An 18821-nucleotide genomic window follows, 5' to 3' on the forward strand; every position below is an offset into this window, starting at 1 on the left:
TCAGGCCTTCTTAATTCAGTTTTAAGAAATCGTAAATTGTAGAAATAGGGACTTCTCATTAATATCGCAAACGCTAATTATTATCATTTATAAAACAAATGTCACGGAGTATTATTATGTCGAGGGTAGTTTCTACGCTTTTACCACTTAGCGCAGCAGTGTTAGCTGGATTGTCTAGCTACGCAAATGCAGATGATAAAAAACAAGATATGGAAGTAATCGTGGTATCAGCATCTGGCTATGAGCAAATGCTTAAAGAAGCGCCTGCGAGTATTAGTGTGATTGATCGTGAACAACTAGAAAAACGCTTTTATCGTGACTTAACAGATGCCATGACTGACGTGCCCGGTGTTGTTGTAACAGGCGGCGGGGACCGAAAGGACATTAGCCTACGTGGTATGGCAAACCAATACACCTTAATTTTAATTGATGGTCAACGCCAAACCTCACGCGAAACCCGCCCAAACAGTGATGGCCCAGGTGTTGAAGGGGCGTGGACTCCACCTATTTCAGCGATTGAACGTATTGAAGTTATCCGCGGTCCTATGTCGTCATTATATGGCTCAGATGCGATTGGTGGGGTTATCAATATTATTACCCGCAAAACACCAGAAAAATGGTATGGCGAACTGCGTTTAGACAGCACCATTCAAGAGTCAAGTGAGTCGGGTAATATCAATCAAGGCAGTTTCTTTACTGCGGGTGGTTTAATTCCTGAGTTATTAGGTATGCAGCTATCGGGTCAATTTTCAAAGCGTGATGAAGACGATTTTGAAGCAGGCTTTCGTGGCAAAGAGCAAAGTAACTTAAAAGCGAAGTTTATCTTAACCCCATCAGATAGTCACGAAGTGATGCTTGAGATAGGCGGCGCACGACAAAAGCTCGATGAAACATTGGGTAAAACGGTTGCTCCTTTAGCTGAGGGCGAAAGTTGTGGGCGCAATGGTTGCCCTGAATCATCAACAACTGAATATGAGCAAGAGACCTATTCATTGAGTCATAATGGCTTTTATGATTTTGGCTCATCACGCAGTTACATAAAATACGATAAATTCGATAATACTTCTCGTGAAATGTATGTTGAAAATACGGATGCACAAACAAGCTGGACTTTACCTTTTACCAATCATAACGCTGCATTTGGTGCGTCGTATTTAAAAGAAGAGCTGGACGATTACACCAGTAACCGCATTAGTGATTTAACCCATGTGGAGAATGAGCAATGGTCGGTGTTTGCTGAAGATGAATGGAGTGCAACTAAGCGTTTCAAGCTAACAACAGGGCTTCGTTACGATCATGATGGTAACTTTGCAGGCCATTTTAGTCCTCGATTATATGGTGTATACACTGCATCAAAAGCGATAACACTTAAAGGGGGAATTTCAACAGGCTTTAGAGCGCCGAATATTCGTCAGTCTACCGCAGCTTGGGGGCAAGTGAGCCGTGGCGGTAACATTTACGGTAACCCTGATTTGAACCCTGAAAAGTCAGTAAACTATGAAATGGGTATTTATTATGATGCAAATCGTGATTTAACTCTTTCGAGCACCATCTTCTACAATGAATTTGATGACAAAATTACCCGTATTTCATGCCCATTAACACAGTGTACCGATGGACCAAACCAGTTTGGTTCGATGCCAACAACCTATGTCAATGTGGATGAAGCCGTTACGCAAGGTTTTGAGTTATCTGTATCTTACGATATTACCAGTGAGCTTGATGTAAGTGCAAATTACACTTACACAGATTCAGAGCAAAAAACCGGTGAATATAAAGGCAGTCCACTTAACCAATTACCTAAGCATATTGTCCAAACCTCTGTTAATTGGCGTCCGGTTGATAAGCTAGGCACGTGGTTACGCGTTCATTACCGTGGTGAAGAAAGCCAGCCAACAACAGGGCCATCACAAAGCAGCCTAATAGCACCAGATTACACCTTGGCTGATATTGGCGGTAACTATGATTTAAGCCGCAGCATTAAGTTAGGTTTTGGTGTTTATAATCTGTTTGATAAAGAAATCACTGAAGATGAATACGGCTATGTTGAAGATGGTCGCCGTTATTGGGTATCACTTGGGTTTAGTTTTTAATTGTTAGTAACTAGGCACTAAAGTTATAAAGATGCCAACCACCAGGCTTTTTGATGGTTGGCTTTTTATTGTCGATGCTGAATAACTTACCTAATCAGACAAGCATAAATTGAGCTATTGTGCCTTCCCCATAATAAGTGCGGTAAACAGGCCTATAACGAGAAAACTTGCAATAGAAATAAAAATACCACCAATAGCACCATAAAGTATTATGAGCGGGATATTTGCACCCACAAACAGACAAAGCGCAATGTAACTGTGAGACTTTTTTGTATTTCTAAGTAATAAGCTACTAGTGATAAGTAGCATCATCGCAATCAGCAAATAAATAACATTCATACAACAACTCCCTGTTTAGCCATTTTTTTAGTGGTTAGTCGAGCCGATAACTTACTTATTGCACAGTAAATGACTACACTGCCAATAACAAAAAAGCTGATATCGACAACGCTAATTAAAAGGTTATTTGCAGTGAATGCATGGCTTGACGAAAACAATAAATTTAATGGCAAAATTGCACAACATGCTAGGCCTATAGTGAGTAGTGTCAGCTGTAAAAAACGATAGTAGTTTAGTGGTATAAAGGCAATTAAACACCAAGCTACCCAGCTATAAAAGAACAGTGGTGCAAAGTAATTATTGTGTAATGCGCTGTCAACGAAGTTATTCAGTATTACTTGAGTAGGAAATAGGATTGCGCAAGCGGTTACAAGGCCACCACAAGTACCAATAATAATTCTGTTCCAGCGTTGGTAGGCTTGTTGGCTTAATGTTGGGTTATTACCTCTACTGCGTTTAGATAACCACATCATCATGCCTGACAAGGGTAAAAGTGCCGTTGTAAGTCCCAAGAATACCCAGATGAGTTTTACAAATAGCCCTGCAAAATTGCCAAAATGCAATGGGAATAGCAGCTCTAATACCTTTATCGATGTGCCTGGTATATCGCCAAAACGACTCATCGACTTCACAAATTCGCCTGAACCATGGTACTTCAACAGTTGTGAAGCCACTTGCTCACCACCAATTAGTCGCATGTAGACTTCTGCATTTGCATCGTTGTGCGCCATGATTGTTAAATCGACGATTTTAGCTTTTGGATAACGAGTTTGTGCATCGTGCAAAATGGTATTGATATCGGTGGCTTGAAATTGCTCACTTATGACAGGTTCTGGTATGGCGGTGAACTTTTCTATTAACTTATCTTGATCACCACCAAAACTAACAAAAGCCGCAGCGGGCAGCAAAATAACAGTTGCTAGACCTAAAAAAGCACCTGTAAAACCGATGATTACATGAAATAAGCTGCCCCAAATCCCCATAATTTTATGGCCATCGTTAATAATGACATCAAGCGGCTTTTTGCGTCTGAACGTGAATAGCTCTTTAAAGAATTGTCTATGTATAAATAAACCAGTCACTGTAGAAACAAGTAATGTTAATCCTAGAAATCCGGTTAAAATTAGGCCAATAGGTCTACCTAAGTGCAGGTCAGCGTGAAAATGCCCGATAAATGATGGAGCATCAGTTTTTCTGTGTTCATAAAAGTAACTCGTCGTTCCATAATATTCATTAACTAGTTGATAATTTCGTGGATCAAACTGATAAGCATAGGCAGCGGCTTCACTGTAGTTTTCATCGCCATGGTGTGATTCAAACAATACGGTCAGTAAATGTGTATTGTGCCCCGTTGGTAAATACACATGAATATTTTCACCAAACTCTTTTGGTACGGTTTTATGGTATGTATTTATTATTTCTGTAATTTTTTCGCTAGGAAGTGTACTGAGTTGATGCAGCTCAGGGTTTGCCCAAATCTTTAATTCTGGGCGGCTTAACACAGCCAACGCACCAGTAAAGCAAACAATAAATAATAAAATAGCGGTAATAATTCCTACCCAACTATGGAGTAAAAATAGCTTTTTTAACGTGATCGATTTCATGCTTGCCCCCCTGAGACAGCGAAATAGCTTAAAGCACCATGGCTGAGTAATATGAGCAGCATTAATAGAAAAGGGTGCCAAGCTTTAATAGCCATATAAGCGTAAATAAATAACCCTGCCCAAATTAGCGGAAACAGCATAATAGGAATAAGGATCTGCTCTTCAAGTGCAAAAGGGAGGTAGGTTGTCATCGCTGGGATCATTACAATTGCTGTGAGTAGTGCGAGTAAGCAGGCCATAAAATGGCGGAACTTGGTTGCAGTAAATGTGTGGTTTTTTGTCATTATTGTGTCCCAAAGAAAAAGGCGGCCGTAGCCGCCGCATTTAATTAAAAACTTACTTCGAAACGAAGACTCGCTGTTCTAGGTGAAGTAAGAGTTTGATTACCAAGCCCTGCTGGTTTTAAAAGCACAGACTTCTCATCAAGTAAGTTTTCTATAAGTGCATAAATGCCGTAGTTATCCCATTGGTAGCCAACACGTGTATTGACTAACCAATAAGCGTCATTTCGTGGATCGATAACGCTGCCATCACTTGTTTCTTTTGGGATAGATAAACGTTGTGAACTTCCTGTATAGCTTGCATTGATATTTGCAACGAAACCCTGTTCATTAAAGTAATCTAAACCAAAAAGTGCAGTCCACTCTGGTGCCCCTGCGAAAGGACGGCCTTGATAATCTTCGTCTGAACCATTCACGTCAGTGATAAATTCATCAATTTTAGTTTTTGAATAACCTAACCCGCCGTAAAGGTTAAGATTATTTGTTAACTCATAACTAATTTCTGTTTCAAAGCCTTGCACATGTGATTTACCAACATTGCGAGTTTCTCTGTCATATTGATTGCCAGATAAAAACACAGCAATTTGTTGATCTGTCCAATCTAAGTAAAACGCATTGGCGTTGATTACCAGCTTTTCATCAAGCCAAACAGAGCGAAATGCTAATTCGTAGTTCCATGTATACTCAGGATCAAAAGTGAATGGCGTCGCTTTTGCTATGTTGGTACCAACACCGCCCGAGCGATAGCCTTTTTGTACTGTGAAGCTCGTAGAAACATCTTGATTGAAGCGGTATGTTGCGCCCAGTTTTGGTAGCCATGAGTCAAAATCAGCATCTTCTACAGGTTCATCCCCTGATGCGCCATCGGCCATTGCAAAAAGCTGCTGATTAATACCTGCAATGAGTTGCGCAAGCGTTGGGTTACTCGCAAAATCTTCAGGCTTAGGTAAAGCGTTTTGGGTTTGCTCTGTGATGTAAATATCAGCAATGGTTCCGTTGGCTTGTTCTTCTTTATCGTAGCGAAGACCAGCAAAAACATCCCATTGCTCGTTAATTTCATAGGTAAAATCGGCGAATAAAGCTTTTGTTTTTACTTTTTGAATGTAATCAGAATTTTGACCTATAAAGACAGGATCTGCGCCAGCGTAAAACTGTAAGACTTGCGACGCTAATGCATCTGGTAGACCTAGACCTCCAAATTCAGTGGGCGCTGTTAAGAGCGAACGCACACCTAAATCCGCGAATGTAATACCGCGCTCACCACCACTACTATCAAATACATCAAGATCAGAGTAATAAAAGCCGATTAATCCCGAAAGTTTGTCGCCGTCGTAGGTTAGTCGAAATTCTTGTGTGCTTGTTTCATCTGTTCGCACATCTGTTAGGGTTGATTGTGGCGGATTCATACTGGCATCACCATCCCACTCATAACCATACTTGGCGTCAGAATAAGTGGTGATTGATGAAAATGACCATTGATCATTAATGTCATAGTCGAGATTTAAGATATATAAATCGGTATCAACCCATTCATACGTCGGTGAGTCGAGGTATACATAACGGTCGTCATAAATATCGTTAATAGGGAAGTCCTCGTGACCACTTTCGACCATGACCCAATCAATCCCTTTTTCATTTTCACCGTGCATAAAGCTTAATTGGGCTTCGAATTCGGGCAATGCTGAAGGGGTATAGCGTAGTTTTGCACGGTAAAATTCGTTGTTATCAAAGTCAGACTCTTCACCTGTTGCTACATTTGTGTTGTAACCATCAAAGTCGCGTTTTTCGCCACTAACACGAAATGCTAGTTCGTCCTCGATAAGGCTCCCACCAAACGCAACGGCGGCTTCTTGTGTGCCATATTCGCCAACACCAATACGTCCTTTAAAGTCGTATTCGTGCATGGCATCACGGGTTTTCATTACCACCGCACCTGCCAGTGAATTACGTCCTTGAAGCGTTGATTGTGGGCCACGCAAAATTTCGACTTGGCTAATATCCCAAGTCGAAAACCCACCTTGTTGCATCATACGATAAGGCACAGGAGCACCATCAACATACACACTTGCTAAGCCACCAGACCCACCGCCAGTAACATTAAATGCGTCAATACCACGAATATTGAAACCTGCACCGTCCATGCCTGAGGCACTTGGTGTGCGAGCAAGCACGTCGTAAAAGTCGTTTAGGTTTTCACGTTCTATAGTTTGATTTGTAATAACGGCTACACTTGCTGGGGTTTCTTGTAATGTACGATCTATTTTTTGGCCTTTAACGACAATTTTTTCAATATCAGCTTCATCAGCAAGCGCGGTATGGGAAAGAAGTGAGACACTTAAAAAACTTGCTATAGCGGCAGCTAACTTTGTTTTTCTTAGAATAAGCATTGTAGGTTCCATTTATACTGTAATAAGAATCGTTATCATTGTATCAATGAGACTTATTGTTAACAATTGTTAAATAGAGTAAAAACTAAAAGATTTTAAAAGGAGTGATTAATATGAACAAAAAAGACGCTCTTGAGCGTCTTTTTTCAATAATTTACTTATGAGTAAAGTTAATTCCTAGTGTCACTGTGAGACATTGAACTGCCCACTGATGCTGTTATTACAAGTAAAATAGCAAGCCATTGCCATATACTTAAAAATTCACTTAAGATTATAAATCCGGCGAGTGCCGCTATGGCAGGTTCTAAACTCATCATAATACTAAAGCCTTGGGCTGGCATATTTCTTAGTGCTACCATCTCAAGGGTATAGGGCAGTGCGCTGGACATAACGGCAACTAAAATACCTAATGGCAGAACTTCCCAGCTTAATAAGGCCATACCTTGTGACGCTGCACCATAGGGGACTAACACAATAGCAGCAACACTCATACCCATTGCTACAGTCATACCGCCAGAGCCTTGATTACCGGTCTTTTTGCCAAACAAAATATAAAACGCCCAACAAGCACCGGCAGCTAATGCCAATATAACACCTACAGGATCTAAACTGTCTTCGCCTTTCATATCGGGTAGTAACAAAATAATGCCAGCAATCGCACAGGCAACCCAGAAAAGGTCGCGTTTTTTGCGTGATGAGAGTAGGGCAACTGCTAGTGGACCGGTAAACTCCAGCGCGACACCAATACCCAAAGGAATACGCTCTATAGCGTAATAAAAAAGAATATTCATACCGCCTAAGCTCAGCCCGTAAACAATAACAGGCATCCTTTGGCCAACAGGAGGAAAGGCACGCCAAGGTTTAAAAATTAAACATAAAATGGCGGCAGAAAAACCAAGGCGTAAAGCGGTTGTGCCTTCAGGGCCAATCAAAGGGAATAATTGCTTAGCAACAGAAGCGCCTGATTGAATCGTAACCATGGCTAGAAGAACGCAAATAACAGCAATTAGAAACGGTGGTATAGTGCGCGGCATCACTGTCCTTATGAGAGTTTTAAGCTTGAATTTGCCGCGATTCTACTGATGTTTTTAGTTTTAAGAAATGTTTTTCGTTAAATGAATTCAGTTATTAGTAGTGTGAATAGGGTAGTAAACTCCTTTACTACCCTAGCAAAGTGCTAGCTTAAGCTTGACTAAGTTTATTGAAGCTAGGCATGATCCTGTCAGGCTCTGCTTTGCGCTGGTTTCGCTTAGCAAGTGCAAAGAAAATAACGCTGAATATCATGGCGACAGCATCCACTAAATAACTTGAATACAAAGCAAAACCATTATGGGTTGTCAGCAATATCACAAAACTAGAAATAACCATGATTGCGCATAAGGCTGCAAGTAAATATAAGCCCATAGCACTTGCTCTGCTTGTGCCTTTTACAAAGGTGAATCCAACAAATACAAAAAATACTGCGTAATAACATATTAATGTGCCGTAATTAGTATTCGCAACAATGCTGGGTAGCCATTTGGCGGTGATCAAGGTACTTACCACAGCAAGCATCGAGCCTAAACACACACCAATTGTAAGCTTTGCCATGAATAAAGTACTGCGTTTAGTCGGGTCTTTTTTAAAACGTTTATCAATCCATAGTAAATTACCAGAATAGAATAAAAATGCGCCCAGTAGGCCCATAATAAAGTAGCCCCAGCGCCCCCATTCACCACCGTAGGTGCCAAAGTGTAAAGAAAATATACTGGCGACCATATTGCCCCAAATACTTTCATCACCTTGCGGGTAGCTTGAGTTTACCACTTCCAAAGTATACGGATTCATAAACAAGTAATCAGTTACTGGGCCGCGCACGACGGCTTGTTTATTACTCATCATAAATACAGCGGATGGAGTGGCTGAATTTAGGTTACTGTAGCGGACATGAATCGGTGTATAGCCTGGTGCATAGTTTTTAGCAGCTAAAATTTGCTCATTTATACGTGGTAAATCTTTAATATGATAGCTTTGTGCTGCTGGGGGAGTGCGTTCAAATAAAGGTTTATCGCCATAAAATTGAGCGAGACCACCATAAATAAAGTCGTGAAAAGCAAACACTACAACAGTAAATGCAATCACTAAATGAAAAGGTAAGCTGGCAATGCCGATTAGATTATGACTATCGAGCCAAAAGCGGCTAGGGCCTTTTTCTTTACGAAGGGCAAAAAATGTTTTCACTAAGGTAGGCAGTAAAATAATTACACCAGAGACAAGCGCCAAAAAGTACAAGACAGAAGCGATACCTAACACATAAACTCCTGACTGATCATGACCAATTTCGCCTGCAATGCCTGCAGTGCGATGTAAATAGTCCACTAAATCAGCGAGTTTGTTTTCTGTTTGTTGTTCTATTGTGAGTTGTCCCTTTGCGCTTAAATAAGCTGTTTGTAACTCATTATCTAGGTGCATACCCCGTGGGCCACCTTTTACATACCAAGAAAGAGGCGCATTCTCAGTATGTAAATCGAGGCTAAATCCTTTTGCCAGCTGCACTGGCTTTTCAGCTATTGCAGCATCAACTAAAGGTTGGTAATCATAGTTCTCAACCGTAACTTTAGAAGCTTGCAGAGGTGCTGCCCATTGTTGGATTTCATGCTTGAACATGGTTAAGCTGCCTGCATAAAAGCCAATAAATAGCACTAAACCGGCGATGATCCCTGTCCAAGTATGTACGCCTTGATAGGTACGTAAAATATCAGACCTTACTTTCATAGCCCACCTCTAAGCATAAAAAAGCCTGTGTAAAGCAGTACAGTTAACCCACCTAAAAGTAGCCATGCCTGTTTTGCAGAATTAAATAAGTAAGTGAAACTAAAAATAGATAACCACAAGGGGGGAATCATCCACATGTTGAACTGTACTTTATCGCGTGCATCAATTCCGCCTGGACCATACCACGCAAAAAAAGCGATAAGTATAAAAGCAAGCGCTAATCCTAGTAGTGCGCCTGCGAAGGTCTTACCTAACCATGTTGGCTGATATTTTTGAGGGCGAGTCATGAATTATCCTTTTTATAGAACAAGCTTAGAAGTGGGATCAGCATTAACATCATCATCAGTGTAAAAATGACTAGAAACACAGTTGCGGTGTTTGAAAACTGTTGAGAGGTTAAAATAGTAGCGGTGATTACTAAGCTCACAGCGACCCCTCGAACACGTTTATTCAAAGGTTTTACTAACAAGCGTTGCTGCTTTCGAGTGCAATAAAATATCCCCACCGCGAGCGAAAGCAGTAAGGTTGATAAAGTAAAAAACATAGGTAGTTAGTTGTAGTTATTTTTGTTAATTCTAAATGATAATTAAACTCAATTGCAATAGCGTTTTTGTTGTGCTAGATTTTTCGCGCTTTTCTATTAGCTCAAACATTCATAAATACTAACAATCTCTTTTTGGGGAAAGAAAATTGGCCACTGCATTTAAATTAAACTCACTATCAGCTGTGATTACAGCTTCATTACTTGTTACTAATACAGCCGTATTAGCTGATGACGAAAGTAATCGAAAATCGATGGATACGATTGTTGTCACCGGTGAAAAAACTGAAAAATCATTGAAAGAAACCATGTCATCAGTTGCTGTTGTTGATACGTCATTAATTGAAAATGGTCAGCTTGCATCTATATCAGAAGCACTTTCAGAGATGGCTAATGTGGTTGTTTTAACTGGCGCAGTTCCGGATATGCGGGGTGTGTCTGGCAATGGCGGTGCAACAGGTTTTAACTCGTTTAGTGGTGGTTCGAAAGCGCGTGTCTCAACATTAATTGATGGGGTAAGCCAGCCCTTTGTTGCAGATCTTACGGGTGATACTGGTCTTTGGGATATGGAGCAGATCGAAGTATACCGAGGCCCGCAATCTACAAGCAATGGCCGAAATAGTATTGCTGGTGCGGTCTACATGAAAACTAAAGCACCAACGCAAGAATTTGAGGGTGCAGTGCGCGTTGGTTATCGTAATCAAGATAATTATTTTGATACGGCGGCGGTTATATCGGGGGCACTCGTTGAAGATGTGTTAGCATTTCGCTTATCAACGCAATATATTGATGGCGAGACTTTCTCTAACCCACCGGTGTACGACACAAACCCAACAGATCAAGAACTAAACAAGCTGGATACTAGTAGCACCCGTGCCAAGCTCCTTTATACCCCATTCGAGGATTTATCTGTACAACTAACCTATTCAACATACAACGAAGAGGGTAACGCTGGACGTAAATACTTTGAAGCTGCTGAGCCAACCGATTATATACCGCTATTTCAACGTATTCTGGATACTGAATCAGATACAACACAGGTCAATGTTGACTACAAAATTAATGAAAACTTCTCGCTGGATGTGCTCGTTGCCTATATGGATTACAAATGGGCATTTGATGCCTATGAGCCGCAACAAAGTGCTGAATCAGATGTTTCGATGGATGAATCAAATGTAACCCTAGATACTAAATTAAACTTTGGCTTAAATAGTGATTTTTACTCAGGTTTTGTCGGGCTTGCTTATTTTGACCGTGATCAAGATTTTGAGAGTGTAGGGGCTACTTATTACTTCGGTGATGATAGCAGCAAATCAACGGCAATTTACGGTGAATCAAGCTTTAACTTGAATAGCCAACTTACTTTAACAGCAGGGCTGCGTATTGAGCGTGAAGAGCAAGTACGTAACTTCAATATGGCATTTCGCGGTGACATGCTTGTTGAGCAATTAGATGACTCGCATACTCTACGTTTACCTAAGCTTGCGCTGCAATACAAAATTACCGAAGAAACAACATTATTTGCAAGTGCCCGCAGAGGTTACAACGCCGGTGGTGGCGCATTAGACTTTACTGCTGAAGATTATTACTACTACGATGAAGAGACGGTAAACACCTATGAAATTGGCTCCCGTAGTGTTTTAAATAATGGCGATCTAAATATTAGTGCTAACGTGTTTTATAACAACTTTAACGGTTATCAGGCACTGAGCGCGGCACGTCGAATTACTAATATTGAAGATGCACACAGCTACGGCTTAGAGCTTGAAGCATACAGTATGTTGGGCGACCAATGGCAATTACATGGTAGTTTAGGATTATTAAAAACTAAAATTGATGAATCGTCAGCATTTCCTGAGGCGGTGGATAATGACCTTAACTCAGCGCCAGAATTAACAGCGAGTTTAGGTCTATCGCACTGGTTTACAGACAGCCTAAAAGTTAATTTAAGCGCTAACTATGTTGATGAGTTTTATGGTGATTTAACAAACACAGAAGAGCGCGTTGCAGGTGATTATACCCTTACTCGTTTAACGATTTCTTATGATACTGAGCAATGGTTGATGAGCGCATTTATTAATAATGCATTCGATGAACAAGAGTACACAGCTAAAGAGCCTGCCAGTGGTCGTTACCCGCAAGGTTATGTGGGTGTTGTGAACCCACAAACTTTAGGGGCTTCAGTTACCTATAGATTTTAAATGGTATTAAACTAGTCACCCAGTCTCATTGGCTGGCTAGTTTAATTTGAAACGGTTTATTTGTGCATTTAAGCTACTGGCTAGCTTAGAAAGCTCACTTGATGAAACAGAAATTTTTTCAGTTTGCATTTGAGCTTCTTTACTTGTTTCTTGAACATCATTCAAACGCTGAGCAATATCTTCAGTGACTTGAGATTGCTGCTCAGAAGCCGACGCTATTGTTAAGTTTGCATCTGAAATTGAATGAGCTTGGGTACTTATTTCTTCAAGCATAAGCCCCACATTTTCAGAATTAACAACAGCTTCTTTGATCTGTGAATCGCTTGAGCGTATGCGATTTGTTACGGCATTACTCGCGGCTTGCAGCGAATCAATTTTATCTTGAATCTCAAGCGTCGAGCTTTGAGTTCGGCTCGCCAGTGTGCGCACTTCATCGGCTACAACGGCAAATCCTCTACCTTGTTCGCCGGCTCTAGCAGCTTCGATTGCAGCATTAAGGGCTAATAAATTAGTTTGTTCTGCAATGTTACTGATCACACTCAGAATTACGGTTACTTCTTTGACTGATGACTCTAAGTTATTGAGGTCATTCAATGATTGATTGAGTGTTGCGGCAACGGACTCAACAGACTTTATCCCTTTATCGACAATGGTTAAGCCTTCTTGCGTTTTGTTATTAGCAGCTGTTGCACTTTGCGCTGCTTCTGAACAGTTTTGCGATACTTCTTTCACAGCTGTGGAGTTTTCATAAACGGAGCTAGATATAACTTCGATAGCTTGGCTTTGTCTATCATTAAGTATTTTTGCTTGCTGAGATACGCTATCGAGGTTAGCTGCTGAAATCTGTGCTTGATCAGAAAGACTGTTAATCTCTTTTAAAAGGTTTGAAAGTTTATCAACCATCAAGTTAAAGCTGGCAGCAAGCTTACCAATTTCATCATTGCTGACATGGTCAATATAGCGTGATAAATCGCCTTGTGAAATTCGGTTTGCCTCACTAATCAGCCCTTGTGTGGCCTTAATCACTTTTTTCTCTAGCTGAATATAGCAAAGTATTAAAGTGCATATAATTGCAATAACAAAAGCAATGCTGATAATACTGAACGTTGAAACCTTATCATTGTTTTGTGTGACTTGTTCGGCACTTTTTCGCTCAATTGAAGACAAAAATGCACTGACAGGTTGTTGGATTTTGTCCACTTCAGCCATGTAATTTTCATCGGTAAGTAATGCGATAGCGTCAATCCATTGGCTTTTGTCTTTCTCACTGATTACATGAGGATCTTGCCCTACAAGGTGATCTACTAGAGCGAATGCCTGCTCTTCTGTTTTGACCAATTTTAGGGAAAGCTCGTTTGACTCTGCGAGTAATGCTAAATCAGATTTATCGACATTATAGGCTTGTAACCTTGCTAAATAGCTTTTCTTTTCGCCATTGAGCCAAGCTATATCTCCTTGTATTTGCCCAACCAGTTCAAAGTATTGTTGTTTATACTGGCTTTCCAGAGTAACAACATACTGTCGAGCAAGTTCTGTTAACTTGATAGAGTTAGACGACGATAATTTAGCGAGGTGACTTAATTGATACCTTTGTTGTGCTGCCTGTTGGCTGTCTGTTTGACCTGACTTTAGCATTAGGATAATGATTAATAGTCCAGCTGCTAGGGTAATCGTTGCTGCAAAAACAGCTCTTAATAAATACCTAATAGACAAAGGTAAACTCTCATTTATTTACAACGGTTATTATTAACCATAGTGCAAAAATAATGAGAGTAAACACGATCACAATAATAAAATATAATTTCAAACTTAATGCTTACTAAAAGCTATAAAGCCTAAATGAAAGTTTAGTTATATTTATCAGCAGGGTACACAACACCTAATTGAGCTCTTGCTTCATCAAGCACAGCCATAACCTGTTTTGATAAAGTATGTGTATTTACACTCGACTCAATCTGCCCTGCTTTTACTGCATTAATAAAGTGCTTCACTTCGTGGCGCATAAAGTGTTCATCAAATGGTTCTGAGAGCTCTTCAACCGTGCCATCATTACCAATAAACTGCATACGTCTTAATAGTGATACTGCTTCGATACGGATACGGCCTTTTTCACCTTGAATTTCAGTAAAATTATCACCTTGCGAGATTTTAGAGTAGCTGATCACTGCTTGTTTATCGGCGTAATTCAATAACACATCGCCAGCGCCATCAACACCCGTTTCAAGCAACACACCACTGGCTTTTACACTTTGAGGCGCGCCCCATAAAGCGAGTAAAATATACAGCGGATAAATGCCTAAATCGACCAGTGCACCATTAGCAAATTCTGGCAAGAAAGTATTTGGCCGCTCGCCATTTTTATATTTATCGTAACGTGATGAGTATTGACTATATTGACCAATATATTTGCGCGGTACGCCAATTTTTGTGAGGGCATTTTTTAAGCGTGCAAAATTTGGTAAATGCGTGGTCATCATCGCTTCCATGTATAGGCATTGATGTGTTTTTGCCGCTTGAATAATGGCCTCAAGTTCTGTGCTATTTGCAGCCGAAGGCTTTTCACCTAAAACGTGTTTACCGGCTTCTAAACACATGACAGCGTAGTGTTTGTGTAAGCTATTTGGTGCTGCTATATAGACAGCGTCTACCAATGGGTCTTGGCATACTTGCTCAATATTGGTGAACACTTTAGCGTCAGTAATGTCGTGTTTTGCAAGAAAAGCCTTGCCTGTTTGCTGCTCTCGAGAGCACACACCATATAAGGAGAAGTCTTCAATTTGTTTGGCTGCACTGAGTAGTGTGTCGCTTATAAAATTGGTACCGACAATCACAAAGTTCATGGTTACTCCTCGTTGTTTTGTGCAAGCCATGCTTGCCAATCCTGTTCAAATTTTTCCATTTGCTTATGCTTTTTGCTTAACAAATGTTTGTCTTCATCTTCTTGTGCCATATAAGGACCAACGCGGCATAATGCACAGTGTTTATCACCTAAATAAGCAGGTAAAGCAAGCTTAGAGGCAATCTCGGTGTCCGTTTTTTCGCTAAAGACATAGGTAATGCCACTGGTGTCTTTAACGTGCTTATCGCGGTCAACATTGCGAATCTTATAGCCAGGGAACAGGTTAATATCAAATGGCATTTGCCCCAAGTATTGACAATCGAGCCCTTGATTTAAGCTGCCTTCAATATTCCATTCGCGATAGGGCTTTACATCCTTAGAGGTGATGTAACATAGCATTGGGCCGTTTTTATCTAATGCGAACTGGCTAGCGTAGTCTAAGTAGCGATGCAGTAAGGCACGGTTTAGCACATTCATACCACCGTGTTTTGTATTTGCTTTAAATGCGGCTTCACCTACAAACGCAGGTATAAGTGGAAATTGAAAAATAACCACATCGAAACATTCACCACCTAAGCGCTGCCACGACTTAGGTTTTGTTACATCAAACTCGGTAAGTGTTTGTATATTGAGTTGTTGCAAGGCGCTAAGTGCATTGTCGGCATATTTTTGTTCTACGGTTTTTGCATCATCATAGGTTGAAGCAACAAGCTTTTTGGGTTTTAAATGACTCGCTAAAGCATGCGAAAAAGACAAGTCACCATCGCCTACCGTTAAAATACGCCAACTTGGGTTTAAAAACATGCTGTTATTTGCCTTGCTCTGACGGTGTTTCAACTGCAATTTCAGGGCAAAGGGCTAAGCGAGTTTTTAAACCTTCAATGGCAATTTGTTTGAAGATTAAGTTAAAACTAATCAAAACGGCAATAACGATATGAATAGGACCATGCGTAAAGCCCGCATCTGTATCAAAAAGCATTAATCCAAACAGCAAAAACATGGTTGCTAAAAATATTTCAATCAGCTGATTTGAATATAGCTTTAAAGAACCTTGGTTTTTGTGGTCTTTTTTGATGTGAATCGCACAAAAAAATGGGATCACTTTAATTTTGAAGTGAGCACCTTTTTCAACGTAATTTTCGCCAAGGTGGTCTAGCTTGGCGCGTAGTTGATCTATCATAGCAAGTCCTTAAAAATCTGAGCCGCGGATGTTACCGCAAACGCAAGAAAAGGGCTACTCAGGATAGATGCTCATGCCAATCACAAATATATGACATACAAATACCACTGAGGTTAAAACGAATCGCATCTTTTGGTAATCAACATGATAGGTTTGCCACTGCGGTGAGCTTTTTTCGAATAAAAGCACTAACCAAAAACTCGCAGCGAGCCAAGCAAGTGTCCAGGTCGCTGGTAAAAAGCTTAAAAAGCCAATCGGTAAGATAGGGATAATGGCTTTAATGGCATCAGCATGCGTCTGTTGGCCAGCATGCCATAAGTTACCAGCCATAAAGGCTAAAATAGCAATGCTATAATAAGTGAAAAAGTCTAAGTTGACAGCATTACTCCCTGCTATGAGTGGCCAGCCTACGCAGCCTAAAAACGGCAGTAAACCTAAGTAACCGAGTTGAATGTGATTAATAAACTTTTCCATAATGACCTTAAAACCGCTTAAATTAAAAAGCATACCTAACGGTATGCTTTTATCTTTTAACTATTTTATACCAGTTATGCGGCTAAAACGATCGCTTTGTTATTGGCGTAACTCACGACGTAAAATTTTGCCTACCGTTGACTTAGGCAGCTCCTCCATAAAAATGATTGATTTAGGCACTTTATAAGCACTTAAGTTTTCGCGGCAATAGTCACTCACTTGTTGCTCATCAATATGCTCTTTTAAGGTAATGTAGGCGCATACACGCTCACCGGTTTTTTCATCTTTCGCACCAATAACGGCCGCTTCGCAGATAGCAGGGTGCTGACACAGCACATTTTCAACTTCGTTAGGGTAAACATTAAAACCAGAGACAATAATCATGTCTTTTAGACGGTCTATAATCTTGTAATTACCACTTGGTAGTTTCAGACCTACATCACCGGTTTTGAAAAAACCATGTTTCATACATTTATCAGTCTCATCTTGGCGTTGCCAGTAACCCATCATCACCTGCGGACCTTTAACAACTATCTCGCCAGACTCACCGTCTGCAACGGGCTCGTCGTTTTCATCCCAAATTTCGACAGTGGTGTTCGATAGTGGGCGGCCAATACTACCAATTTCTTCTTTTTTAAAGTCGTTGAGTGTCGCAACAGGTGAGGTTTCTGATAAGCCATAGCCTTCAGTAATAGTGCAACCTGTGGTGCTCATCCATGCATCGGCAGCAGCATGTGTAAGGGCTGCGCCGCCTGACACTGTCATTTTTAGATTCGAAAAATTCAGTGTCTTAAACCTTGGGTGCATACACAAACCAATAAATAAGGTGTTAATGCCTGAAAAGTAATTAATTTCAAACGGTTCGATTTGCTTTACTAAGGCATCTAAATCACGAGGGTTTGGAATCAGTACATTAAATTGCCCCATGGCAAACAGGCCAACCATATTCACAGTAAAGGCATAAATATGATAAAGCGGTAGCGGGCAAATACCTGTTTCTACACCTGGCTTTAAAATGTCGTCAAAGCGCTCATTCATTTGCTCTGCATTGGCTAAAATATTGCCATGGCTTAGCATCGCAGCTTTGGCTATGCCTGTTGTACCCCCCGTGTATTGTAAAACTGCAATATCATCGCGACTTGCCTGATGAGCGTTGAGTGGTGCGAGTCTTTCACCTAGGCGAATGAGTTCATTTAACGAAAACTGACCTTCTTGCAGTGTCGGTTCAGCAACAGCGGCTGCAACAATAACTGTTTCCAGTGATGTGCCATCGATAATGGTGGCTAATTTATCGGTGAGGGCATCAAGAATAACAACCGCTTTTACGCCTGCATCATTAAACTGGTGTAGCATTTCACGGGCAGTATAAAGTGGGTTGGTATTTACAACAATTAACCCTGCACGAAATGCTGCGTAGGTAACGATAGGGTAGTCAACAATGTTAGGCAGTTGAATGGCGATTCGATCCCCTGTAACTAAGCCACTTAGTTGTTGAAACCACTGTGCTAAGTAACGAGATTGTTGTTCTACTTGGGCATAAGTGATTGTTTTATCATCACTATTATAAGCGGGGAGACTGGCATAAGTTTTACACGTATGCTCAATTAATTGCGCGAGATTATCATGTGTGTTCATGGGTATTCCTTAGCGTGTTGTTTTTATTAATTGTTGTTTGATGAGGCGATCCATTACAGAACCCATTATCCAACTAGGCAAATAACGGCTCATGATAGAGGTTAGTCTAGATTGTAAGCCTAGGATCACCATAGATTTTTGTCTATCCAAGCTGTGTAACATTTGCTTAGCGACTTAGACTGGGTGAAGGTTTGGGTATAAACTCTTATCGGTATTATTAATAGCAAATAGCTGTGCATTTCAAAGTTTGGGCTAACCACAATAACGAAATTGTGACCAGCCAAACTATGTATCAACGACAACAATAAACTACATTACCAACAAGCATTGGAGAGGCAGACCTTGGCATGGCAGACATTATTAATCATTAAGATTTTTTTAACGATCCATTACCCATTGATGCTGGATTCTGAGAATGGGTGTGGGTTTTACTAACTTTACACAGAAGTAACAAAGCTATTTATTATCTAACTATTTGAATTATTAATTATTT

At 40.6% G+C, this 18821-nt stretch carries 15 protein-coding genes; 2 read left to right on the top strand and 13 right to left on the bottom strand.

Features of this window, described 5'->3' with window-relative positions:
* The first annotated feature begins 116 nt into the window (after positions 1-116).
* Complete coding sequence (locus L3V41_RS05910) at positions 117-2093, top strand: ligand-gated channel protein (protein ID WP_130152398.1); 1977 nt, start codon at positions 117-119, stop codon at positions 2091-2093.
* A 114-nt stretch (positions 2094-2207) separates the two neighbouring features.
* On the opposite strand, the gene L3V41_RS05915 is transcribed toward L3V41_RS05910, so the two are convergent.
* From L3V41_RS05915 to L3V41_RS05945, 7 genes are all read right to left on the bottom strand, one after another.
* The gene (locus L3V41_RS05915; protein WP_237115377.1) at positions 2208-2432 is read right to left on the bottom strand and encodes a hypothetical protein; all 225 of its coding nucleotides are present in this window, start codon (positions 2430-2432) and stop codon (positions 2208-2210) included.
* Positions 2429-4036: a PepSY-associated TM helix domain-containing protein gene (locus L3V41_RS05920; protein WP_237127327.1), complete on the bottom strand. Its 1608-nt coding sequence runs from the start codon at positions 4034-4036 to the stop codon at positions 2429-2431. The genes L3V41_RS05915 and L3V41_RS05920 overlap by 4 nt, the downstream gene beginning before the upstream one ends.
* Complete coding sequence (locus L3V41_RS05925; protein ID WP_237127328.1) at positions 4033-4320, bottom strand: hypothetical protein; 288 nt, start codon at positions 4318-4320, stop codon at positions 4033-4035. The genes L3V41_RS05920 and L3V41_RS05925 overlap by 4 nt, the downstream gene beginning before the upstream one ends.
* 44 nt (positions 4321-4364) lie before the next feature.
* Positions 4365-6704 (bottom strand): TonB-dependent receptor, encoded by a 2340-nt coding sequence (locus L3V41_RS05930; protein ID WP_237127329.1) that lies wholly within the window; start codon positions 6702-6704, stop codon positions 4365-4367.
* Positions 6705-6874: 170 nt separating this feature from the next.
* Positions 6875-7738, bottom strand: a complete 864-nt coding sequence (locus L3V41_RS05935) for a DMT family transporter (RefSeq protein WP_237127330.1) — start codon at positions 7736-7738, stop codon at positions 6875-6877.
* A 148-nt stretch (positions 7739-7886) separates the two neighbouring features.
* The gene (locus L3V41_RS05940) at positions 7887-9458 is read right to left on the bottom strand and encodes a PepSY-associated TM helix domain-containing protein (protein ID WP_237127331.1); all 1572 of its coding nucleotides are present in this window, start codon (positions 9456-9458) and stop codon (positions 7887-7889) included.
* Positions 9455-9745, bottom strand: a complete 291-nt coding sequence (locus L3V41_RS05945) for a hypothetical protein (RefSeq protein ID WP_062567582.1) — start codon at positions 9743-9745, stop codon at positions 9455-9457. Before L3V41_RS05945 ends, L3V41_RS05940 begins: the two co-directional genes overlap by 4 nt.
* A 403-nt stretch (positions 9746-10148) precedes the next feature.
* Between L3V41_RS05945 and L3V41_RS05950 the strand changes: the two genes are divergently transcribed.
* The gene (locus L3V41_RS05950) at positions 10149-12200 is read left to right on the top strand and encodes a TonB-dependent receptor (RefSeq protein ID WP_237127332.1); all 2052 of its coding nucleotides are present in this window, start codon (positions 10149-10151) and stop codon (positions 12198-12200) included.
* A 36-nt stretch (positions 12201-12236) separates the two neighbouring features.
* Here L3V41_RS05950 and L3V41_RS05955 read toward each other — a convergent pair whose 3' ends face one another.
* The 6 genes from L3V41_RS05955 to L3V41_RS05980 all read right to left on the bottom strand — a co-directional run bounded on the left by L3V41_RS05955 (position 12237) and on the right by L3V41_RS05980 (position 18328).
* Positions 12237-13913, bottom strand: coding sequence for a methyl-accepting chemotaxis protein (locus tag L3V41_RS05955; protein ID WP_237127333.1), 1677 nt, complete (start codon positions 13911-13913; stop codon positions 12237-12239).
* Between the two features lie 134 nt (positions 13914-14047).
* Complete coding sequence (locus L3V41_RS05960) at positions 14048-15040, bottom strand: Gfo/Idh/MocA family oxidoreductase (protein ID WP_237115368.1); 993 nt, start codon at positions 15038-15040, stop codon at positions 14048-14050.
* A gap of 2 nt (positions 15041-15042) precedes the next feature.
* Entirely contained in the window at positions 15043-15843 is an 801-nt protein-coding gene (locus L3V41_RS05965) for a class I SAM-dependent methyltransferase (RefSeq protein WP_062567577.1), read from the bottom strand.
* Positions 15844-15847: 4 nt separating this feature from the next.
* Positions 15848-16219, bottom strand: a complete 372-nt coding sequence (locus L3V41_RS05970) for a hypothetical protein (protein WP_237127334.1) — start codon at positions 16217-16219, stop codon at positions 15848-15850.
* Positions 16220-16273: 54 nt separating this feature from the next.
* Positions 16274-16693: a DUF3429 domain-containing protein gene (locus L3V41_RS05975; RefSeq protein WP_237127335.1), complete on the bottom strand. Its 420-nt coding sequence runs from the start codon at positions 16691-16693 to the stop codon at positions 16274-16276.
* A 99-nt stretch (positions 16694-16792) separates the two neighbouring features.
* Positions 16793-18328, bottom strand: coding sequence for an AMP-binding protein (locus L3V41_RS05980; RefSeq protein ID WP_237115365.1), 1536 nt, complete (start codon positions 18326-18328; stop codon positions 16793-16795).
* Positions 18329-18821: the final 493 nt, after the last annotated feature.

This window comes from Pseudoalteromonas sp. L21 (genome assembly GCF_021728035.1).
Classification (GTDB): domain Bacteria; phylum Pseudomonadota; class Gammaproteobacteria; order Enterobacterales; family Alteromonadaceae; genus Pseudoalteromonas; species Pseudoalteromonas arabiensis.